Raw genomic sequence first — 19532 nt, forward strand, 5'->3', positions numbered from 1 at the left:
CCGATGCGCGGTCAGTGGTCCACGACCAGGCGCAGCTCCGTCAGGCCGTCGCGGTGGCGCACGGTGGCGCGGCTGGCGCGGCGGCGGATCATGTGCCCGGCCAGCCGCGCGCCGGCCCCGTCATCCTGCAGCAGCTCCTCGGGCGAGGGCGGCGCGGCGGCGAGCTCGATCGGGGCGCCGTGATAGGCGACCAGCACGTCCAGGCGGAATTCGTCGAAGGCCAGCGTCACGGTGATGTCGCCGCGGGCCAGCCGGGCGTCGATGATCGCGTCCAGGCACCAGGAGACGAGCTCCGTCGTGCGCGCCACCACATCCGGCCGCGCGCCCCAGGAGGCGCCGGCGCGCGTCGCGAAGTCGGCCACCGCCTTCTCGTCGATCGCATCGCCCGGGACGGTGAGCGAGACCCTGCGGCGGATGCCGATGCGCAGCAGAGCATTGAGCCCGATCGCCACGATCGTGCCGAGCGCGATCTCCGACACCAGCGGCCGCCAGGACGGCGCGACGAGATCGCGCATCTCCGGCAGGATCGCGACGCCGAGCGCGGTGATGAAGGCCAGGCCGATCGCGAGCGTCTTGCGCGCATCGAGCATGCGCGAGGTGGCAAGCTGCATGCCGTTCACCATCATCTGCGCGCCGGCCTGCAAAAGGATGGCCGCGATGACGGGGGCCGGCACCTGGGCCAGCAGCGCCGCCGCGCGTGGGAAGCAGGCCAGCAGGAAGCAGGCGCCGGCGGTGCCGAGCGCGATGATGCGGCTGGTGATGCCGGTCGCGCCCTGCACCGTGATGTTGGTGGTGCTCATGTTGGCCGCGGGCGCGGCCAGCAGCCCGGCGATCAGGATGGTCACGCCGTCGCCGCTGACGCCGCCGGCGATGCTGCGCTGGTCGGGGCGCACCCAGTCCGCGTCGTTGATCTTCTGCAGCGTGGTGAGCAGCCCGACGCTGCGCACCGCCGCCGCCAGCGCCGTGACCAGGAAGGCCGGCAGCAGGGCGATGTCGAAGTCGTAGCCGATGTGGCCGAGCTGCGGCAGGCCGACCAGCGGGATCGTGGCGAGGTCCACCGACGCACGGGAATCCGTCTCGCCGAGCGCGAGCGCGACCAGGCTGCCGACCGCGAGCGCGACCAGCACGCAGGTCCAGCGCAGCATCCCCTTGCCCCAGACGCTGAGGCCGCCCGCCACGGCCAGCGTCACGGCGGCGACGAACAGGCCGCGCGCCGTCGGCGGCTCGCCCTCCGGCCCGTGCATGAGCAGGCGCACGCCGGTCAGCGCGATGACGAGCGCGATGATGAGCGCGACGGTGCCTGCGATCTCCGGCGGCAGGACCGCGCGCAGCCGGCGCAGCATGCGCGCGAAGACGAGGGTCGCGGCCCCGGCCGCCATGGTCATCCCGGCGACCATCGGCAGGCCCCCGTTCTGCGCGGCGAGCAGCGAGGGCGCCAGGAAGCCGCCGGCCGCCGAGCCCGGCGCGAGGAAGCCGCTGCCGAAGCCGCCGCGCCCGAACGCCTGCAGCAGGGTGCTCAGGCCGCAGGTGAGGAAGGTCAGGCTAAGGATCGCCGCCGCTTCCCGCGGCGGGGCGTCCACCGCGCGCCCGATCAGGATGGCCGGATAGATGAAGACGACGATGATCGCCGTCTGCTGCAAGGCGGCCGTCAGCAGCACCCGCAAGGGCGGCCTGTCGTCGAGGCCATAGGCGAGGTCTGCCGGCTTGCGCATCGGGGCATTCCGCCGCTGATCTATCTTCCCCGAATATAGTCTGAACGCTCCATAGAGCGTTGCGCAAGCATTCTGGTGCCCGGGCCCCGCCCCGCTCCGTGGCCGCATGCATGCAGCATCAGGGACCGGTGCGACGCCGCGGCGCGGTAGCGTCCGGCGCGGGTTCAGTGATCCACGGACAGGCGCAGTTCCGTGACGTCGCCGCGCTGCCGCACCGTCGCGCGATCGGCGCGACGGCGGATCATGTGCCCGGCCAGCAGCGCCGCGCCGTCGTCTTCCAGCAGCGCCTCGGGCGGCGGCGGATGGTCGCGCAGCGCGATCGGCGCGCCCTGGTAGCGGATCAGCACGTCCAGCCGGAACTCGTCGAAGCGCAGCGTCACCGTCACCTCGCCGCGCGCCAGCCCGGACTGGATGATCGCATCGAGGCACCAGGAGACCAGCTCTGAGGTGCGCGCCACCACCTCCGGCCGCGCGCCCCAGGACGCGCCGGCGCGCGTCGCGAAATCGGCCACCGCCGCTTCCGGGATCGCCGCGGCCGGCACCGACATGGTGACCTCCTGGCGCACGCCGATGCGCAGCAGCGCGTTCAGCAGCAGCGCCGTCAGCGCGCCGAGCGCGGTCGCGGAGAGCAGCGGCCGAAGCCCGGGCGCCGACCCGGCGCTGAGCTGCGGCACGGCCTCGGCCGCAGCCGCGGCGAGCACCGCCACGCCGATGGTGAAGCTGCGTCGCGCATCCAGCATGCGGGAGGTGGCGAGCGCCATGCCGTTGATCAGCATCAGCGCGCCGGCATGGATCAGCACGCCCGCGATCACCGGCGCGGGCACCTGCGACAGCAGCGCCGCCGCGCGGGGAAAGCAGGCCAGCAGCACGCAGAAGCCGGCGGTGCCGAAGGCCACGACACGGCTGGTGATGCCGGAGGCCTGCTGGATCGCGACATTCGTCGCGCTGAGCGTGGTGCCGTGTGCGCCGAGCAGCCCGGCCAGCACCAGCGCCACGCCGCCGCCGGTGACCCCGCCGGCGATGCTGCGCGGATCGGGCCGTACCCAGCCGGCATCGTTGATCTTCTGCAGCGTGGTGACCATGCCGATGTCCTTCATGACATGGGCGAGCGCGGCCACCGCGAAGACCGGCACGAGAGCCGGGTCGAAGGCCCAGCCGACATGCGCCGCATGCGGCAGCCCCACCCATGGCACCGAGGCCATGTCGAAGCCGGGCTGCCCGTGCAGCAGGCCGAGCGGCCAGGCCAGCAGGCATCCCGCCGCCATCCCGATCGCGACGCAGGCGAAGCGCAGCATGCCCTTGGCCCAGACGCTGAGCCCACCGGACACCGCAAGCGTCACGCCGGCCACCGCGAAGGCGGCGAGGGTCGGCGGCGTGCCGTCCGGCGTGACGAGCAGGCTTCGCACCCCGGAAAGACCCACGACAAGGCCGACGACCAGCGCGACGGTGCCGGCGATCTCGGGCGGCAGCAGCGACCGCAGACGGTACAGCGTGCGCGCGAGCAGCGCGGTGACCAGTCCGGCGAAGATCGTCATGCCGGCGACCAGCGGCATGCCGCCGATCTGCGCCGCCAGCAGCGACGGCGCAAGCATGATCGGCGAGCCGGAACCCGGCGCGAGATAGCCGCTGCCCACCCCGAAGCGCGCGCCGAAGGCCTGGATCAGCGCCATCGCGCCGCAGACCAGGAAGGTCAGGCCGAGGATATCGGCGGCCTGCGCCGGGTTCGCGCCCACCTCCCGCGCAAGCAGGATGGCGGTGAAGCTGAAGACCAGCACGACTGCACCCTGCTGCAGCGCAGCCATTGCCAGCACGGAGGCGGGCGGGCGCTCGTCAACCCAGTAGGCGATGTTGACCGGCCTGCGCATCCCTGCCCTGCCCGAGCCCGGATCGGCCCGGGCGGACGCTCCTTCGCGCCGGACGCGGTGGCGCGCAAGCCGGCCGGCGATGCATGCGCAAAGCTCAATGATCGAAGACGAGCCGCAACTCCGTGCCGCCGTCGCGGCTGCGCACGCTCGCGCGCGTCGCACGCTTGAGGATCATGTGGCCGGCGAGCTTCGCCGCGCCGGCTTCGGTGAGCATCTCGTCGGCCGTCGGCGCGACCTGCGAGAGCTCGAGCGGCGGACCGCGATAGGCGATGGTCACGTCGATGCGCAGTTCGTCGAAGCCGATGCGTACGGCGACGTCGCCCTCCGCCAGGCCGAAGCCGGCGATCGAATCGACACACCAGACGATCTGCTCCTCCACCCGCGTCAGCACGTCGCGCCGCGCGCCCCAGGCGGCGCCGGCGCGCGCAACGAAATCGGCCAGCTCGCGGTGCGGCATGTCGCGCGCGGGCAGCACGATCTCCATCTGCCGCCGGATGCCGATGCGCAGGATCGCGTTGAGGCCGATGGCGACGACCGTGCCGAGCGCGGTGGCCGACATGTAGGGCCGCAGTTCGGGCGACACCCAGTCCGCCACCTGCGGGATCGCCTCCACCGCCAGCGTGGTCACCAGCGCGAAGCCGACCACGAAGGATTTGCGCGAGTCGAGCATGCGCGATGTCGCAAGCTGCATGCCGTTGACCAGCATCAGCCCGCCCGCATGCAGCAGCACCGCGGCGATCACCGGCCCCGGCACCTGCGCCAGCAGCGCAGCGAGCCGCGGGAAGCAGGCCAGCACCAGGCAGAAGGCGGCGGTGGCATAGCCGATGGCGCGGCTCGTCACCCCGCTCGCCGCCTGGATGGTCACATTGGTCGCGCTGACATTCGGGGCGGCGGTGCAGAGCAGGCCGGCGAGCGCCGTCGCCGCGCCGTCGCCCGCCACGCCGCCGGCGATGCTGCGCGGCTCCGGCCGCACCCAGTCGGCGTCGTTCAGCTTCTGCAGCGTGGTGACGAGACCGACGGTCTTCAGCGAATTCGCCAGGGCGGCAACCAGGAAGACGGGCAGCAGCGCAAGGTCGAAGCTCCAGCCGAGGTGGCCGGTGGCGGGCAGCCCGACCAGCGGCAGCCCCGCCAGTGCCGCGGTGTCCAGCCGGAACAGGCCGAGCCAGGACGCAACCGCGGTTCCCGCGAGCAGGGCCACCAGAACGCAGGCGCCGCGCAGCGCGCCACCACCCCAGACGCTGAGCCCGACGGCGATGGCGAGCGTGACGCCCGCCACGGCCAGCGCCCCGGCGGATGGCGGCTGCTGGTCCGGCGTGATCAGCAGGGCGCGCACGCCGGCGAGCGTGACGGCGATGCCGATGATCAGCACGACGGCGCCCGCGATCTCGGGCGGGAAGAAGGCGCGCGCACGGTGCAGGGTGCGGGCGAAGAGCATCATCGCCGCGCCGCCGGCGATGGTCATGCCTGCCGCGAGCGCGAGCCCGCCGATCTGCACCGCCAGCAGGGAGGGCGCGAGGAAGGCGGCCGAGCCGGTCGCTGGGGCCAGATAGCCCGCGCCGATGCCGAAGCGGCCGGCCGACTGGATCAGCGCGCTGGCGCCGCAGGCCAGGAAGGCGAGGCTCAGCATCGCGGCCGATTGCGACGGCGATGCGCCGACGGCCTGGGCGAGCAGGATGGCGGGGTAGATGAAGACGACGATGATCGCCGTCTGCTGCAGGGCAGCGGAGAGCAGGACCGCCGGGGTCGGGAGCTCGTTCAGCCCGTAGGTGAGGTCAGGCGGCTTGCGCATCGCCGAGCCAGCATCGCCGCACGACGGGCGATGCCGCAAGGCGGCGGCCAGGCCGGCGTGGCGGGGGGGTTGAAACGAAAGGGGCCGCCCTTGCGGACGGCCCCCTGCGGTTCATCGGTGCAACCGGTGGCTCAGTGCTTCACGTCGGCCCAGATCTTGCGCTTCACGGCATAGGTCAGGCCGCCCAGCACGATCAGGAACAGGATGATCCGCACCCCCATCTGGCGCCGCTGCTCGAGCTCCGGCTCGGCCGCCCAGGCGAGGAAGGTGGCGACGTCCGTCGCCATCTGGTCGACCGTCGCCTCGGTGCGGTCGGCGAACTCGACCTGGCCGGGGTTGAGCACGTTCGGCATGGCGATCTGATGGCCCGGGAAGTAGGCGTTGTAGTTCATCCCGTCCATCAGGTTGAAGCCGGCCGGCGGCTCGGTGTAGCCGATCAGCAGGGCGTGGATGTAGTCGGCGCCGCCGGCGCGCGCCTTCACGATCACCGACAGGTCGGGCGGATAGGCGCCGTTGTTCGCCGCGCGCGCCGCCTGCTCGTTCGCGAACGGGCGGCGGAAGCGGTCGGAGAGGCGGGCCGGGCGCTCGAACATTTCGCCCTGGTCGTTCGGCCCGTCCACCACCTGGAACTGCGCGGCGATGTTGCGCGCCTGCTCCTCGGTCAGGCCGATCTCAAGCAGGTTGCGGTAGGAGAGCTGCTTCATGGCGTGGCAGGCCGAGCAGACCTCCTTGTAGACCTGGAAGCCGCGCTGGAGGCTGCCGCGGTCGAAGGTGCCGAACAGCCCCTCGAAGGAGAAGCGCGTGTCGGGCAGCGCGATGGCCTCACCGGCCGCCCGCGCGGGGGCGGCGTTGAGGGCCGCGGCGGCGCCGAGGACCAGGGCGCCGACGAGGTTGCGGAAGCGCGACATCAGGCCTTCTCCATCGGCTTCGCGGCCGCGCCAGCAGGGATCGGCCCGCCGCCGCGCAGCACCGGCAGGGCGATGCTCTCCGGCAGCTTGAGCGGGCGCTCGAGGCGGCCGAGCAGCGGCAGGATCACGAGGAAGTAGAGGAAGTAGTAGGTGGTCGCCCAGCGGGCGATGGTCACGTAGTGGCCCTCGGCCGGCTTCGCGCCCACCCAGGTGAGGATGCAGAAGTTGATGCCCCACAGCACCAAGAACCACTTCGCCACCGGGCGGAAGCGCATGGAGCGCACGGGCGAGGTGTCGAGCCAGGGCAGGATGAACAGGATGGCGATGGAGCCGAACATCAGCGCCACGCCGCCCAGCTTGTCCGGCACTGCGCGCAGGATCGCGTAGAAGGGCAGGAAGTACCACTCAGGCACGATGTGCGCGGGCGTCACCAGCGGGTTGGCCGGGATGTAGTTGTCCGGGTGGCCGAGGTAGTTTGGCGCGAAGAACACCAGGAAGGCGAAGAAGATGAAGTAGACGATCAGGCCGACGCTGTCCTTGATCGTGTAGTACGGGTGGAAAGGCAGCGTGTCCTGCGGGCCCTTCGGGTCGATGCCCAGCGGGTTGTTGGACCCCGTGATGTGCAGCGCGGCCACGTGCAGGAAGACCACGCCGACGATCACGAATGGCAACAGGTAGTGCAGGCTGAAGAAACGGTTGAGCGTCGGGTTGTCCACGCTGAAGCCGCCCCACAGCCACACCACGATGTCGTTGCCGACGACCGGGATGGCGCTGAAGAGGTTGGTGATGACGGTGGCGCCCCAGAAGGACATCTGGCCCCAGGGCAGCACGTAGCCCATGAAGGCGGTCGCCATCATCAGCAGGAAGATCACCACGCCGAGGATCCAGAGGATCTCGCGCGGCGCCTTGTAGGAGCCGTACCAGAGGCCCCGCCAGATGTGGATGTAGACCACGATGAAGAACATGCTGGCGCCGTTCATGTGCACGTAGCGCAGCAGCCAGCCGAAGTTCACGTCGCGCATGATCCGCTCCACGCTGTCGAAGGCGTAGGCGGTGTGCGCGGTGTAGTGCATCGACAGGAACACGCCGGTCGCGATCATGATCAGCAGGTTGACCATGGCGAGCGCGCCGAAGTTCCAGAAGTAGTTGAAGTTACGGGGCGTGGGGAACGTCCCGTACTCCTTCTGCATCATGGTGAAGACCGGCAGGCGGCTGTCGATCCAGCGTACCACCGGGTTCTTGAAGTCGCTCTGGTGAAGGCCGATGGCCATCGCAGCTTGGCTCCTCGGGTTTCGCGCGGCGGGCGGGGGCGTGCGGACCATACCGCGCGCCGACCGGCCTCAGCCGATGCGGATCTGCGTGTCGGAGGTGAAGTTGTACTCGGGAACCGCAAGGTTCGCCGGCGCGGGGCCGAGGCGGATTCGACCCGAGGTGTCGTAGTGGCTGCCGTGGCACGGGCAGAACCACCCGCCATAGTCACCCCGCGCATCGGTCGGCTTCTGGCCGAGCGGCACGCAGCCCAGATGCGTGCAGACGCCGACCACGACGAGCCAGGGATCGCGGATGACGCGGGACTGGTCGGTCTGCGGATCGCGGAGCTGCGACAGCGGCACCTCGCGCGCCGCCTTGATCTCTTCCTCGGCGCGGCGGCGCACGAAGACCGGCTTGCCGCGCCACATCACCGTCACGGCCTGGCCGACCGCGATGGGCGACAGGTCCACCTCGGTGCTGGCCAGCGCCAGCACGTCGCGCGCCGGGTTCATCGAGCTGATGAAGGGCCAGGCGATCGCGCCCACGCCGACCGCGGCGAAGGCGCCGGTGGTGAGCTTCAGGAAGTCGCGGCGGGTCTCCCCCGCCTCCCCATGAGGCGCCGCATGGGGCGCCATCGCATCGGCCATCGTTCTTCCCCTTCCGCGAGGCGTCGCCAGGACGGCGGCGTGCGGCACGTGAAACGCGTCTTCCCGCCAGCCCGGGCGCCGGCGCCCGCCGTGGTGCAGGCAGGCAGGCGCACGCGGCCCGGCCCGGCATCCGGCGACGTTGCGGCGCATATAAAGGCCGGTCTTCGGGGCTGTCCATCCGGCTCCGGACGTGAAAACGACGCAAGGCGCCCGGGGGTCGCCAGCCCGGCAAGGGGCTGTCAATCTCCGCCACGCACGGCGCAACGGCCGTAACGCCTGAGGAAGCAGCCCCGCATGGTCGAAAGCCCGGCACCGATCGAGCATCCCCTTCTGCCCAGCGCCCGCGCGTGGTTCGAATCGCTGCGCGACCGCCTCTGCGCCGCTTTCGAGGCCTGCGAGGATGGGTTGGAGTCGGGGCCGCACGCGCATTTGCCGCCCGGCCGGTTCACGCGCACCGCCTGGGACCGGCCGGAGGGCGGCGGCGGGGTGATGTCCGTCATGAAGGGCCGCGTCTTCGAGAAGGTGGGCGTCAACGTCTCCACCGTCTTCGGCGAGTTCTCCCCCGAATTCCGCAAGCAGATCCCCGGCGCCGAGGCCGACCCGCGCTTCCTGGCCACCGGCGTCAGCCTCGTGGCGCATATGCGCAGCCCGCGCGTGCCGGCGGCCCACATGAACACGCGCTTCATCGTCACCACCAAGGCCTGGTTCGGCGGCGGCGGCGACATCACGCCGATGGACCACGCCGCGCCGCATTCGAAGGAGGACGCGGCCGACTTCCACGCCGCCTTCAAGGCGGCCTGCGACCGGCACGACGAGACCTACTACCCGCGCTTCAAGCAGTGGTGCGACGAATATTTCTTCCTGCCGCACCGCAACGAGCCGCGCGGCCTGGGCGGCATCTTCTACGACTGGCTCGGCGACCGCACGCCGGGCAAGGGAATCGACGCCGACTTCGCCTTCACCCGCGACGTCGGCGAGGCGTTCCTCCAGTCCTATCCCGCCATCATCCGCAAGCGCATGCACGAGCCCTGGACCGAGGCGGAGCGCCAGCACCAGCTGGTCCGACGCGGGCGCTACGTGGAGTTCAACCTGCTCTACGACCGCGGCACGATCTTCGGGCTCAAGACCGGCGGGAACGTGGAAGCGATCCTGATGTCCCTGCCGCCGGAGACGGGCTGGCCCTGACGCCGCGGCACGCCGCGCCAAGACGAGGGACCCGCGTCGCTGGACTCGGCGCGCTCGCGGAACGTATCTGTACGACAGGAGGATTTCGACACATGGCGACCACCCAGCGCGAGGAGCGCGCCCTGCTCGGCCACGACGCCTACAAGCTGATCGAGCCGAGCCACTATCCCGCCCTCGGCGCATTGTCCGGCGAGGAGTTGCGCACCCTGGCCACGCGCCTGCGCGAGCAGCATGCCAAGGCGCGCGACCTGATCCGCGAGGGCAAGCGCGCCAAGCGCGGCAAGGGCGATGCGCGCGCCGCCGCCACGGCCGAGGCCGGGAAGGCGACGCGGCGCAAGCAGGTCTATGCCGCCGCGCTGAAGCGCGTGAATGCCCGCTTCGACGAGATCGACCACGAGCGGAAGCGCGCCGCGCACCGCGCCGCGCTGAAGGCCGCGCTGGCGCGCAAGCAGGCGACGCGGGCGGCCCATCCGCAGGGCGGCTTCAGCGCCGGCAAGGGCATGCGCGCCAGCCCGAGCGGCAAGGGGCGCGGCGGTGTGAATCCGAGCCGGATCGGCAGCGTCAGCCAGCAGAACAAGGCGGCCCAGGCGCGCCGGGACGGCTGATCCCACCGCATCCGCCGGCCGCCCGGCACGGCCGTGCGGCCCCGGGCGGCGCGCAAGCTTGCCAGACGGGCCTCCCCGTGCGACCGACACGCCGTCATTCGCACAGGGAGACGCCCAATGATCGCACGCCGCAGCCTGCTGGCCTCCGCGCTGGCCACGCCGCTCGCCGCGCCCGCCCTCGGCCAGGCGCAATGGCCCCCGGGCAATGTCCGCATGATCGTGCCCTGGCCGGCCGGCGGCTCGACCGACGTGCTGGTGCGGCTCTATGCGGAACGGCTCGGGCCGATCCTCGGCACCAATGTGGTGATCGAGAACCGCAGCGGCGCCGGCGGCAACATCGGTCTCGACGCGCTGGCCAAGTCGGCGCCGGACGGCTCGACGTTCAGCATCGCCTCGGTCGGGCATCTCTGCATCAACCCGTTCCTCTATGCCCGCCTGCCCTACGACCCGGCGAAGGACCTGCAGCCGGTCGCGATCGCCTGGGACCTGCCGAACGTCGCGGTGGTGGCGGCGCAGCACAACCCGGCGAAGACGCTGGCCGAGTTCATCGCCGGCGCGAAGGCCAAGCGCGGCGGCATCTCCTATGGCTCGCCGGGCGTCGGCACCACGCCGCATCTGTCGGGCGCGCTCTTCGCCGCGCGCACCGGCATCGAGGCGACGCATGTGCCCTTCCGCGGCGCGGCGCAGACCATCCCGGCGATGCTGTCGGGCGATCTCGACTTCGCGCTGGACAACCTGGCCAGCTACGTCCCGGTCATCCAGGAAGGCCGCATGCGGGCCCTGGCGGTAACCAGCGCCGAGCGCTTCCCGACGGTGCCGGACGTGCCGACCATGGCCGAGGCCGGCGTGCCGAACATGGTGCTGACCTCCTGGCAGGGCTTCGTCGCACCCGCCGGCACGCCGCGCGCGATCACCGAGAGGCTCGGCAACGCGCTGCGCCAGGTCGCCAATGACGAGGGCTTCAAGGACCGCGTGCTGCGTGCCGGCGCCCTCGCCGTCTGGTCCTCGCCGGATGGCATGTCGGAGCGCGCGAACCAGGACCGCCCGCTCTGGCAGGAAGCCGTGCGCGTCAGCGGCGCGCGGGTGGAGTAGCGCCCCTGGCGGCCGGGGCGTTCACTCGCCCCGGCCTTCGGCCTTCTCCCGGTCCTCCGCCCGGTCGCTGCGCGAGCGGTTGTCGCGGTATTCGCGGCTGCGGCCGCTTGGCGTGTCGCCGTCGGTCGCGTTCGACTTCGAGCTGCGGATCGTATCCACCGCGGCGTGCTTCTCGTCCCGCTCGCCGCCGCCGCCCGAGACCTTGCTGGTCCGCGGGCTGGTGCTGGCGGCGCCGGGCGGATGCGCCGGCGGCGGATCCGGCATCGGCTTCGAGGCGTCCTCGTGGCTGGCGCCCGGGCCGCCCCAGCGCTTCGTGTTCGGGTGCTTCTCCGGCATTGATCAGCGATCCTGCTGGTAGCCCTGGTTGTGCGTGTTCTGCCAGGTGTTGCCCTGGCGCCCCTGCTGCTCGAGCTCGCGGTTCTTCGACTCGGCGTTCCGCTCCGCCTCGTTCCGCTTGAGCGGGCCCTTGCCGGGCGTGGCGCTGCCCGTGCCCGCCGGGCTGGTCTGTTCCGCCGGCACGGGCGGCAGCTTGGCCTTGTTCGACATGACGTCCTGTCCCCTTGGATTGGAGGGACCAGAACGCCCCGGCCAGCGCCGCGTTCGCCGTCCGGTCTGGCCTTCCGCGCCGCGCCCGGCCATATCGGCGCCGTGCCTCCCGACCTCTCGTCCCTGGCCGGCCGTCGCGCCGCCTGGCTCAACAGCCTGGTGGTGGACCATGCCCTGCTGCGCCTGTCCTGGCGCAACTGGGGGGTGGTGGAGCCCGGCCGGCTCTATCGCTCCAACCACCCGCTGCCCTGGCAGCTGGCGCAGGCGAAGCGCCGGCACGGGCTGCGCAGCGTGATCAACCTGCGCGGCCACCGGCAGGAGTGCGGATCGGACGCGCTGGGCCGCGCGCGCGCCGGCGAGCTCGGGCTGATCCACGCCGACGCGCCCTTCGAGAGCCGCGGCGCGCCGCACAAGGACCGCATCCTGCGCCTCGCCGGGCTGTTCGCGGAGCTGCCGGAGCCGATCCTGATCCACTGCAAGTCGGGCGCGGACCGCACCGGGCTGGTCGCCGGCATCTGGCTGCTGCTGCAGAGACGGCCCGTTGCGGCGGCGCTCGACCAGCTGCACTGGCGGTTCGGCCATGTGGCGGCCAGCCGCACCGGCATTCTCGACGCCTTCTTCGCCAAGTATGCCGCCTTCCAGGCGCGCCACGGCGCCAAGCCGTTCCTGGACTGGCTGCGCGAGGACTACGACGAGGCCGCGCTGCGCGCCGACTTCACCAGCAAGCCCTGGGCGGACAGGCTCGTGGACGGGCTGCTGCGACGGGAGTGACGGAAGTCCTTCCGCGCCCGCCCCGCCCTACACGAAGGGCAGCAGGGCGAGCACCGCCATCGTGTTCCAGACCAGCATGTTCACGAGCGTGCGCAGCATGGCGCGGCTGCTGTCATCCTCGACGTGCAGCACGTCGCAGACCAGGTTGCCGGGCAGGAGGAACAGGCGGACGGGGCTCATGGCCATCTCCAAAGATACATCCTCTATGCATCTTTGCGCCCGATCGGCCTTGCAAAGCAATCTCCCTCATGCATCTTTGATTCGATGCGCCTCGCCACCCTGACCGATTTCTCGCTCCGCCTGCTGATCCACCTGGCGCTGAAGGCGCCGGAGCGGGCCACCATCGCGGAGGTGGCGGATGCCTATGGCATCTCGGAGAACCACCTGATGAAGGTGGCGCACCAACTCGGCCAGGGCGGCTTCGTGGCGACGCTGCGCGGCCGCGGCGGGGGGCTGGAGTTGGCGCGGCCGGCCAGCCGCATCACCGCCGGCGAGGTGGTGCGCGCGGTGGAGCCGGACATGGACCTCGTGCCCTGCCTCGGCGGCGCGGATTGCGCGATCCTGCCCGCCTGCCGGCTCAAGCGCACCCTGCAGACGGCGCGCGAGGCCTTTCTCGGCGTGCTCGACGGCGTGACGATCGCCGAGCTCGCGCAGCCGGACCGCAGGCTGCGGGACCTGCTCGGCCTCGCAGCCTGACAGCAGCGAGCCCTTCCGTTCGCACGGAATGGCTCGCCGGCATCAACGCAACGGCAGGGCGTAGATCAGGCCGCCGCGCGTCCAGAGCTCGTTGGGGCCGCGCGGCAGGTTCACGCGCGTCTGCGGGCCGAAGTGGCGATCGTAGATCTCGCCGTAGTTCCCCATCGCGCGGACCACGTTGTAGGCCCAGAGCGGGTCGAGCTTCAGGGACTGGCCGAGCTCCGGCGTCACGCCCAGCAGGCGGCGCGTGTTCGGGTTGACGCTGGTGCGGCGCATCTCCTCGGCATTGGTGCGCGTGACGCCCTGCTCCTCGGCCTCGATCACCGCATAGGTGTACCAGCGGATCAGGTCGAACCACTCGTCGTCGCCGCGGCGCAGATAGGCGCCATAGGGCTCCTTCGAGAAGCGCTCCGGCAGGATGGTCCACTCGTTCGGGTTCGTCATGGAGGAGCGCACGCCGGCGAGCTGCGACGCATCCGTGCCGAAGGCGTCGCAGCGCCCGGCCTGCAGCGCTTCCGAGGCCTGGTCGGTGCGCTCGAACACCACCGGGCGGAAGGGCACGTTGATGCTGCGGAAGTAGTCCGCCGTCACCTGCTCGTTCGTCGTGCCCTGGATCAGGCAGATGGTCGCGCCGTTCAGCTCCGCGACCTTCTGCACGCCGAGATTGGCGCGCACCATGAAGCCGTGGCCGTCGTAGAAATAGGTCACGGCATGGCGCAGGCCGAGCGTGGTGTCGCGCAGCATGGTCTGCGTGGAGGTGCGGAACAGCACGTCGATCTCGCCCGAGCCCAGCGCCGTGAAGCGCGTGGAGGAGGAGAGCCCCACGAAGCGCACCTTGGACGCGTCGTTGAAGATCGCCACCGCCAGGCCGCGGCAGAGATCCACGTCCATCCCCTGCCAGGTGCCGCGGCTGTCGGGCAGCGCGAAGCCGGCGACGCCGGTATGGATGCCGCAGACCAGCTGCCCGCGCGCGCGGACGGCGTCGAGCGTCGGCCCGGCCACGGCCGGCGCGGTGAAGAAGGCGGCGCAGGCGGCAATCGCCGCGGCCGCAAGGCCTCGTCCCCAGAACATGCAGTTCGACTCCCTGTTGGCCCCGGCGCCGCATCGTCCCGCGCGATGCGCGGACGAGTCAACGGCGCGCCGCGACGTCCTCGAGCGCCGGGACGCCGCCGCGCACCAGGGCGGGGATCGCGGCGGCGATGCGCTCCAACGGCCAGTCCCACCAGGCGAGCGCGACGAGGCGCGCGGCCTCGTCTTCCGTGAAGCGGCGCCGCACCACGCGCGCGGGATTGCCGGCGACGACGGCGTAGTCGGGCACGTCCTGCGTCACCACCGCGTGGGCCGCGACGACGGCGCCATGGCCGATGCGCAGCCCGGGCATCACCAGCGCCTCCATCCCGATCCAGACATCGTGGCCCACCACGGTGTCGCGCGCCTGCGGGAAGGGATAGGCGCCGAGATCGAGCGCCTCCGCGAAGGCGCCGCCGAGGATCGCGAAGGGGAAGGTCGAGACGCCCTCCATCGCATGCATCGCATCCGGCATGACGAAGCGCGCGCCGGTCGCAATGGCGCAGAAGCTGCCGATCTCCAGGCGCGCGCCGGAGAAGCCGAAATTGTAGAGGATGTTGCGGTCAAGGAAGGCTGTCGCGTGCTCGGGGTCGTCGTAGTAGGTGAAGCGGCCCGCCGCGACATTCGCCACCGCCTCCTGCGCGGCGATCAGCGGGCGCAGCTGCACCACGCGGGTCGTGCCCTGGATCGGGTGCAGCAGGTCCGGATCGGGAAAGGTCACGCGACGAAGGCCTGGGTCTTCACCAGGCGCGCGTACAGCCCGTCTCGCGCCATCAGCTCGGCATGGGTGCCCTGTTCCACCGCGCTGCCGTTCTCCATCGCCACGATCAGGTCGGCGTCGCGCACGGTGGAGAGGCGATGCGCGATCACCAGCGTCGTGCGGCCGGCGCGGAGCCGGCCGATGGCCTCCTGCACCAGCGCCTCGTTCTCCGCATCCAGCGCACTCGTCGCCTCGTCCAGCAGCAGCACGCGCGGGTTGCGCAACAACGCGCGCGCGAGCGCGACGCGCTGGCGCTGGCCGCCCGAGAGGCGTTGCCCGCCGGGGCCGAGCACCGTGTCGTAGCCCTGTGGCAGCGACGAGAGGAAGTCGTGGGCGGCCGCGGCGCGGGCGGCGTCCTCGACCTCGGCGCGCGTCGCGCCGGGGCGGCCGCAGGCGATGTTGGCGAGCGCGGTGTCGTCGAAGATCACGGCGTCCTGACCGACATAGGCGATGGCGTCGCGCAGCGAGCCGAGCGTCACGCCCCGCAGCGCCGCGCCGTCCAGCGTTATCCTGCCGTCCGTCACGTCGTAGAGGCGCGGCACGAGCGCCAGCGCCGTGGATTTGCCAGCGCCGGAAGGGCCGACCAGGGCCACCGTGCGGCCGGGCTCGGCCACGAAGGAAAGATCGCGCAGCGCGGCGTCCGGCACGCCTTCGTACGCAAAGCCGACCCGGTCGAAGACGACGCGGCCCTGGCCTTCGGGCAGCGGGCGCGCATCGGGCGCATCCTGGATGCGCGGCTGCTCGTCCACGGTGGCGAAGACGCGGCTGAGGCCGGCGAGGCCCTCCTGCAGCGCGGCGTTCAGGCTGCCGAGTGCGCGCACCGGGCGGGCGGCGATCAGCAGCGCGGCGACGAAGCCGGTGAAGTCGCCGATGGTACCGAGCCCTTCGGAGACGCGCCAGCCGACGAAGCCGAGCACGCCCGCCACCGCGAGGCCGCCCAGCGCCTCCAGCACGGGATCGACGCGCGCGCGGGTGCGCTGGATCGCGAAGGTGCTCTCGCGCAGGCGTTCGAAGGCGCCCTCGGCCCGCGCCTGCTCGGCGCTCTCAAGCCGGTAGGTCCGCACCACGCGCGCGGCGCCGAAGCTTTCGGTCAGCAGCGCGGCGGTCTCGCCCACGCGGTCCTGCATGCCGGCGGAGGCGCGGCGGATGCGCTTGCCGAGCTTGACGATCGGCACCGCGGCGATCGGGTAGAGCATCGCCGCCAGCAGCGCCATCTTCCAGTCCATCCAGAGCATCGAGCCGACTAGGCCGATGATGGTGAAGAGGTCGGCGACGCCGCTGATGCCCTTGGTCAGCGCCTCCCGGATCAGGCCGGCATCGGTGGTGAAGCGCGCGGCGTGGCGGGCTGGCGCCTCCCGCGCCACCTGGGCCAGGTCGGCGCGGGTCAGCGCGGCAAACAGGCGCTTCTGCAGCCCCTCGATCACCCGGAGCACGACGGATTGCGTCGCGACGGCCTGGCCGAACTGGAACAGCGCCTTGCCGGAGGTGACGGCGATGATGATGGGCGGCAGCAGCCAGACGACGCGGGGATCGCCCTCGGTGAAGCGGTTGAAGGCCTGCTGGATGATGATGGGGTAGAGCGCGGTGAAGCCCGCGACGCCCAAGGTGCAGACCGCCGCCAACACCAGCAGGCGCGGATAGTGGCGGACATGCTCGCGCCAGAGCCGCCGGACGAGCGGGAGGGAAGCGGCATCGAAGGCGGGACGGGCCATGGGTGGGGGGTCTAGCCCGGGCAGGTTGGCTGCGCGAGGGTGTTGCCTTCGCCGCGCGGATGGGTTAGTTCTCTTTTTGTTCCGAAGTGCCGGCGGATCTGTCAGGTCCCCGCCGGCGTCTTTCCTGCCGGGGCGGCGGGCCCGTCCGCCGCCCCGGTGTCTTTCCGGCGGTGCAGCTCCGCGAGGAGTTCCGCCCGGGTCGCGGTGCAGCCGCCCTCCAGCCACCAGGATCGCAGCGCCGCCAGCAGCGCGCCGACATGCGGGCCGGGCGGGATGCCCTGCGCCAGCAGGTCGCGGCCGAGCAGGGGAAAGACCGGCGGGTCCATTTCGGCGAGTCGCGCGCGGAGATCGCCGCGGTCCTGGCCGTCGCGGGATTCGGCGAGCCATTGCTCGTCGAGCGCCTGGGATCTCGGGCGGGTGGCGAGATAACGCCGGAGCGCGGCGTCGTCCGGCTCCCGACCCGGCGCGGCCTCCGATTCGCAGAGCGCCATGAGCCGCGCGCGTTCCTCGCCGGAGAGGCGCAGCCGGCGCGCCAGGCCCGGCACCACGCCGGCGCGGAAGGGCAGCCAGGCGGCCAGGCGCAGGAGCGGATCGTGCGGCGCATCCAGCGCGACCAGCCGGCGCAGCGACTCCGTCGGCCCGGCCTCCGGCAGTGCGGCAGCCCGCAGGCCCGTGCCCTCCATCAGCGCGATCGCCGGCACCGGATCGGGCGCCTGCAGCAGGCGCTTCAGCTCCATCCAGATGCGCTCCGGCGCGATGCGCGCCCGGAATCCCTCGATGGACTCCGCGATCGCCGCCAGCGCTGCTTCATCCGGCGCGCCGCGGCCGTAGCGCGCCCAGAACCGGAAGAAGCGCAGGGCGCGCAAGAAATCCTCGGCGAGACGGGTGGAGGGGTCACCGACGAAGAGCACCCGCCCGGCCGCAAGATCCTCGCGCCCGCCGAAATAGTCCCAGAGATTGCCCGCGGCATCGCAGGACATGGCGTTGATCCGGAAGTCGCGCCGCGCCGCGTCCTCCCGCCAGTCGGTGGTCCATTCCACCTCGGCGTGCCGGCCGTCGGTCGCGATGTCGCGCCGGAGCGCGGTCACTTCCACGGGATGGTGCGCCAACACGGCGGTGATGGTGCCGTGGGCGAGCCCCGTCTCGAACACCTTGAGCCCGGCCGCGCGCAGGCGGGCCACGATCTCCTCGGGCGGCATCGGCGCGGCGACGTCCACGTCGTGCACCGCGCGGCCGGCCAGCGCGTCCCGCACGCAGCCGCCGACGGCGCGGGCACCCGGCAGCGCGGCCAGCACGGCCGCCGGGGCGGCTTCCGAGAGAAAGGCCGGCGGGGCGATACGCGCCTGGGGCGGATCGTCCCCCGCCCAGCTCACCGGCGCGGCTCCGTATGGCCGCGCTGCACCGTGCCATCGGGGCCGAGCACCGCCGGCACGTAGGTCCCGCCAGGCTCGAGGCTGCGCGACAGCCCCCACCATACGGCGGTGCCCAGCATCAGCCCGACGCCGAGCAGCAGCGACAGCACCATGCCGGAGGAGGGCTCGCCCGAATTTGGCCCGTAGCGTCGCCAGGCGAGGTAGAGCCCGAAGGGCAGGAGCGTGAGGAGGACGGCGATGACGGCGGCCATGATGCAACGGATATAGAGGCGCCGCCCCGCCGCCGCACCCCGCGCCGCCGAGAAGCCGCCGCCGTCAGTCCCGCAGGATGCGCGCCAGGCTCACCAGCATGGTCGCGGTGGCGCCCCAGATCAGATGCTCGGGATGCGGCCAGACCCAGAATTCCCGCATGCGGCCGCGGAACTCGGCCTGCCGCCGCTCCGGCGCGGCCGGGTCCAGCACGGTCGCCAGCGGCAATTCGAAGATGGCGGCGACCTCGCCGGGATCGGGCGTCAGGGTCAGCGGCGGGTCCAGGAAGGCGACCACCGGCGTCACGCGGAAACCGGTGCCGGTCAGGTGTTCCGGCAGGTGGCCGGCCACCACGGGCAGGCGCGGGTCGAGGCCAACTTCCTCGGCCGCCTCGCGCAGCGCCGCGGCTTCCGCCGTCTCGCCCGGCTCGAGGCGCCCGCCGGGAAACGCCACCTGGCCGGCATGGGCGGTGAGTCGCGCCGAGCGCAGGGTCAGCAGGATGGAGGGCGTGGCGTCGTGCCAGACGATCGGGACCAGCACGGCGGCATCGCGCAGCCGGCCCGACTGGGCCGCGGCCTCGGCGTCGTCCGAAAAGGTCGGCGCGGCGCGGGCCAGCGCGGCGGGATCGCCGAGCCGATCCGCAATCGCCTCGCGGCTGAGGGCGAAGCTCACTCGGCGGCGCGGCGGAGGCTCAACTCGGCCGGCGCCTCGTCGATCGGGAAGAAGACGCCTTCGGACCAGACGCCGAGCACCGCGCGCCCCTCCACCGTCTCGGGCTGGGCCAGCGCCACCAGCTCGTAGAAGACGGCGCGGTTGATCCGCGCCTCGAGCCCCGGGCGGACGGTGATGTAGGGGCGCGGCTCGCGCGACTTCGGGTCGATGGCCACGCGGATCGGGTGGTCGGCGTCGGCGGTGACCATCTCGTCCAGGTTGGTGCGGAATGTCAGGCACTGGCGCGGCGTGGGGTTGGGCACGAAGGGATCGGCGCAGTCGCGCCAGAACATCTCGACGGCGACGAAGGGCGCGTCCTCCACCTCGATCCGGCCGCGCTCCACGGGCGTCTCCAGCACATAGGCGTCGCCCTCGCGCTTCAGGACGGAGGCGAAGAGGCAGACCAGCTCCTTCCGGCCGATCGGGCTGCCCCGATAGAACCAGGTGCCGTCCTTGGCGATCCGCATGGGGAAATCGCCGCAATCATGGCGCTTGCGGGGCGGGCCGCCGCGCCCCTCCTGCCCGTTCCGCGCCTTCTCCGGATGGCCGTCCGTCATGGCTTTTCCCGCATCCGTGAAGCACCCGCCCCCAC

Annotated in this window: 21 protein-coding genes; 5 read left to right on the plus strand and 16 right to left on the minus strand. The window is 72.1% G+C overall.

The genetic code is table 11. The features are described 5' to 3' along the window. Nucleotides 1-11: 11 nt before the first annotated feature. From DFH01_RS01020 to petA, 6 genes are all read right to left on the minus strand, one after another. The gene (locus DFH01_RS01020; protein WP_158287563.1) at nucleotides 12-1712 is read right to left on the minus strand and encodes a uracil-xanthine permease family protein; all 1701 of its coding nucleotides are present in this window, start codon (nucleotides 1710-1712) and stop codon (nucleotides 12-14) included. A 164-nt stretch (nucleotides 1713-1876) separates the two neighbouring features. Next, nucleotides 1877-3577 carry a solute carrier family 23 protein gene (locus DFH01_RS01025; protein ID WP_109868552.1) on the minus strand — a complete coding sequence of 567 codons (1701 nt, stop codon included), beginning with the start codon at nucleotides 3575-3577 and terminating at the stop codon, nucleotides 1877-1879. Between the two features lie 94 nt (nucleotides 3578-3671). Beyond that, on the minus strand, nucleotides 3672-5366 hold the full coding sequence (locus DFH01_RS01030; protein ID WP_109868553.1) for a uracil-xanthine permease family protein: 1695 nt from the start codon (nucleotides 5364-5366) through the stop codon (nucleotides 3672-3674). A 131-nt stretch (nucleotides 5367-5497) separates the two neighbouring features. Next, nucleotides 5498-6274 (minus strand): cytochrome c1, encoded by a 777-nt coding sequence (locus DFH01_RS01035; protein ID WP_109868554.1) that lies wholly within the window; start codon nucleotides 6272-6274, stop codon nucleotides 5498-5500. Continuing rightward, nucleotides 6274-7545 (minus strand): cytochrome b, encoded by a 1272-nt coding sequence (locus tag DFH01_RS01040; RefSeq protein ID WP_109868555.1) that lies wholly within the window; start codon nucleotides 7543-7545, stop codon nucleotides 6274-6276. Before DFH01_RS01040 ends, DFH01_RS01035 begins: the two co-directional genes overlap by 1 nt. A gap of 69 nt (nucleotides 7546-7614) precedes the next feature. Continuing rightward, the gene (gene petA / locus DFH01_RS01045; protein WP_109868556.1) at nucleotides 7615-8172 is read right to left on the minus strand and encodes a ubiquinol-cytochrome c reductase iron-sulfur subunit; all 558 of its coding nucleotides are present in this window, start codon (nucleotides 8170-8172) and stop codon (nucleotides 7615-7617) included. 294 nt (nucleotides 8173-8466) lie between these two features. Between petA and hemF the strand changes: the two genes are divergently transcribed. From hemF to DFH01_RS01060, 3 genes are all read left to right on the plus strand, one after another. Next, nucleotides 8467-9357 carry an oxygen-dependent coproporphyrinogen oxidase gene (gene hemF, locus DFH01_RS01050; protein ID WP_109868557.1) on the plus strand — a complete coding sequence of 297 codons (891 nt, stop codon included), beginning with the start codon at nucleotides 8467-8469 and terminating at the stop codon, nucleotides 9355-9357. A 92-nt stretch (nucleotides 9358-9449) separates the two neighbouring features. Continuing rightward, nucleotides 9450-9962, plus strand: a complete 513-nt coding sequence (locus tag DFH01_RS01055; protein WP_109868558.1) for a hypothetical protein — start codon at nucleotides 9450-9452, stop codon at nucleotides 9960-9962. Nucleotides 9963-10079: 117 nt separating this feature from the next. Next, nucleotides 10080-11054: a Bug family tripartite tricarboxylate transporter substrate binding protein gene (locus DFH01_RS01060; RefSeq protein ID WP_109868559.1), complete on the plus strand. Its 975-nt coding sequence runs from the start codon at nucleotides 10080-10082 to the stop codon at nucleotides 11052-11054. 21 nt (nucleotides 11055-11075) lie between these two features. Here the strand turns inward: DFH01_RS01060 and DFH01_RS01065 are convergent, their stop codons facing one another. Continuing rightward, nucleotides 11076-11390 (minus strand): hypothetical protein, encoded by a 315-nt coding sequence (locus DFH01_RS01065; RefSeq protein ID WP_109868560.1) that lies wholly within the window; start codon nucleotides 11388-11390, stop codon nucleotides 11076-11078. 3 nt (nucleotides 11391-11393) lie between these two features. Next, nucleotides 11394-11600 (minus strand): hypothetical protein, encoded by a 207-nt coding sequence (locus tag DFH01_RS01070; protein WP_109868561.1) that lies wholly within the window; start codon nucleotides 11598-11600, stop codon nucleotides 11394-11396. A gap of 102 nt (nucleotides 11601-11702) precedes the next feature. Here DFH01_RS01070 and DFH01_RS01075 point away from each other — a divergent pair, with 102 nt between their 5' ends. Next, entirely contained in the window at nucleotides 11703-12371 is a 669-nt protein-coding gene (locus tag DFH01_RS01075) for a tyrosine-protein phosphatase (RefSeq protein WP_109868562.1), read from the plus strand. 27 nt (nucleotides 12372-12398) lie between these two features. On the opposite strand, the gene DFH01_RS28015 is transcribed toward DFH01_RS01075, so the two are convergent. Then, complete coding sequence (locus tag DFH01_RS28015) at nucleotides 12399-12551, minus strand: hypothetical protein (RefSeq protein WP_158287564.1); 153 nt, start codon at nucleotides 12549-12551, stop codon at nucleotides 12399-12401. Between the two features lie 84 nt (nucleotides 12552-12635). Between DFH01_RS28015 and DFH01_RS01080 the strand changes: the two genes are divergently transcribed. Further along, nucleotides 12636-13067 (plus strand): Rrf2 family transcriptional regulator, encoded by a 432-nt coding sequence (locus DFH01_RS01080; protein ID WP_109868563.1) that lies wholly within the window; start codon nucleotides 12636-12638, stop codon nucleotides 13065-13067. A gap of 42 nt (nucleotides 13068-13109) precedes the next feature. On the opposite strand, the gene DFH01_RS01085 is transcribed toward DFH01_RS01080, so the two are convergent. From DFH01_RS01085 to DFH01_RS01115, 7 genes are all read right to left on the minus strand, one after another. After that, nucleotides 13110-14138 (minus strand): amino acid ABC transporter substrate-binding protein, encoded by a 1029-nt coding sequence (locus tag DFH01_RS01085; protein WP_109868564.1) that lies wholly within the window; start codon nucleotides 14136-14138, stop codon nucleotides 13110-13112. 58 nt (nucleotides 14139-14196) lie between these two features. Next, nucleotides 14197-14856: a CatB-related O-acetyltransferase gene (locus DFH01_RS01090; protein ID WP_109868565.1), complete on the minus strand. Its 660-nt coding sequence runs from the start codon at nucleotides 14854-14856 to the stop codon at nucleotides 14197-14199. Continuing rightward, nucleotides 14853-16607 (minus strand): ABC transporter ATP-binding protein, encoded by a 1755-nt coding sequence (locus DFH01_RS01095; RefSeq protein ID WP_109868566.1) that lies wholly within the window; start codon nucleotides 16605-16607, stop codon nucleotides 14853-14855. The genes DFH01_RS01090 and DFH01_RS01095 overlap by 4 nt, the downstream gene beginning before the upstream one ends. 101 nt (nucleotides 16608-16708) lie before the next feature. After that, complete coding sequence (locus tag DFH01_RS01100; RefSeq protein ID WP_408609180.1) at nucleotides 16709-17944, minus strand: CCA tRNA nucleotidyltransferase; 1236 nt, start codon at nucleotides 17942-17944, stop codon at nucleotides 16709-16711. 32 nt (nucleotides 17945-17976) lie between these two features. Next, nucleotides 17977-18231 (minus strand): hypothetical protein, encoded by a 255-nt coding sequence (locus tag DFH01_RS01105; protein WP_109868568.1) that lies wholly within the window; start codon nucleotides 18229-18231, stop codon nucleotides 17977-17979. A 64-nt stretch (nucleotides 18232-18295) separates the two neighbouring features. Next, nucleotides 18296-18901: a CoA pyrophosphatase gene (locus DFH01_RS01110; protein ID WP_233255912.1), complete on the minus strand. Its 606-nt coding sequence runs from the start codon at nucleotides 18899-18901 to the stop codon at nucleotides 18296-18298. Then, nucleotides 18898-19497, minus strand: a complete 600-nt coding sequence (locus DFH01_RS01115) for a DUF1285 domain-containing protein (protein WP_199231095.1) — start codon at nucleotides 19495-19497, stop codon at nucleotides 18898-18900. The genes DFH01_RS01110 and DFH01_RS01115 overlap by 4 nt, the downstream gene beginning before the upstream one ends. Nucleotides 19498-19532: the final 35 nt, after the last annotated feature.

Origin of the sequence: Falsiroseomonas bella (genome assembly GCF_003173615.1) — a bacterium.
Classification (GTDB): domain Bacteria; phylum Pseudomonadota; class Alphaproteobacteria; order Acetobacterales; family Acetobacteraceae; genus Falsiroseomonas; species Falsiroseomonas bella.

Bases quoted from the DNA above. Each gene is read 5' to 3' on its own strand.
- petA (WP_109868556.1), bottom strand. From the start codon at position 8,172: ATGGCCGATGCGATGGCGCCCCATGCGGCGCCTCATGGGGAGGCGGGG.
- DFH01_RS01030 (WP_109868553.1), bottom strand. From the start codon at position 5,366: ATGCGCAAGCCGCCTGACCTCACCTACGGGCTGAACGAGCTCCCGACC.
- DFH01_RS01115 (WP_199231095.1), bottom strand. From the start codon at position 19,497: ATGACGGACGGCCATCCGGAGAAGGCGCGGAACGGGCAGGAGGGGCGC.
- DFH01_RS01065 (WP_109868560.1), bottom strand. From the start codon at position 11,390: ATGCCGGAGAAGCACCCGAACACGAAGCGCTGGGGCGGCCCGGGCGCC.
- DFH01_RS01085 (WP_109868564.1), bottom strand. From the start codon at position 14,138: ATGTTCTGGGGACGAGGCCTTGCGGCCGCGGCGATTGCCGCCTGCGCC.
- DFH01_RS01025 (WP_109868552.1), bottom strand. From the start codon at position 3,577: ATGCGCAGGCCGGTCAACATCGCCTACTGGGTTGACGAGCGCCCGCCC.
- DFH01_RS01105 (WP_109868568.1), bottom strand. From the start codon at position 18,231: ATGGCCGCCGTCATCGCCGTCCTCCTCACGCTCCTGCCCTTCGGGCTC.
- hemF (WP_109868557.1), top strand. From the start codon at position 8,467: ATGGTCGAAAGCCCGGCACCGATCGAGCATCCCCTTCTGCCCAGCGCC.
- DFH01_RS01055 (WP_109868558.1), top strand. From the start codon at position 9,450: ATGGCGACCACCCAGCGCGAGGAGCGCGCCCTGCTCGGCCACGACGCC.
- DFH01_RS01035 (WP_109868554.1), bottom strand. From the start codon at position 6,274: ATGTCGCGCTTCCGCAACCTCGTCGGCGCCCTGGTCCTCGGCGCCGCC.
- DFH01_RS01020 (WP_158287563.1), bottom strand. From the start codon at position 1,712: ATGCGCAAGCCGGCAGACCTCGCCTATGGCCTCGACGACAGGCCGCCC.
- DFH01_RS01095 (WP_109868566.1), bottom strand. From the start codon at position 16,607: ATGGCCCGTCCCGCCTTCGATGCCGCTTCCCTCCCGCTCGTCCGGCGG.
- DFH01_RS01080 (WP_109868563.1), top strand. From the start codon at position 12,636: ATGCGCCTCGCCACCCTGACCGATTTCTCGCTCCGCCTGCTGATCCAC.
- DFH01_RS01060 (WP_109868559.1), top strand. From the start codon at position 10,080: ATGATCGCACGCCGCAGCCTGCTGGCCTCCGCGCTGGCCACGCCGCTC.
- DFH01_RS28015 (WP_158287564.1), bottom strand. From the start codon at position 12,551: ATGAGCCCCGTCCGCCTGTTCCTCCTGCCCGGCAACCTGGTCTGCGAC.
- DFH01_RS01040 (WP_109868555.1), bottom strand. From the start codon at position 7,545: ATGGCCATCGGCCTTCACCAGAGCGACTTCAAGAACCCGGTGGTACGC.
- DFH01_RS01070 (WP_109868561.1), bottom strand. From the start codon at position 11,600: ATGTCGAACAAGGCCAAGCTGCCGCCCGTGCCGGCGGAACAGACCAGC.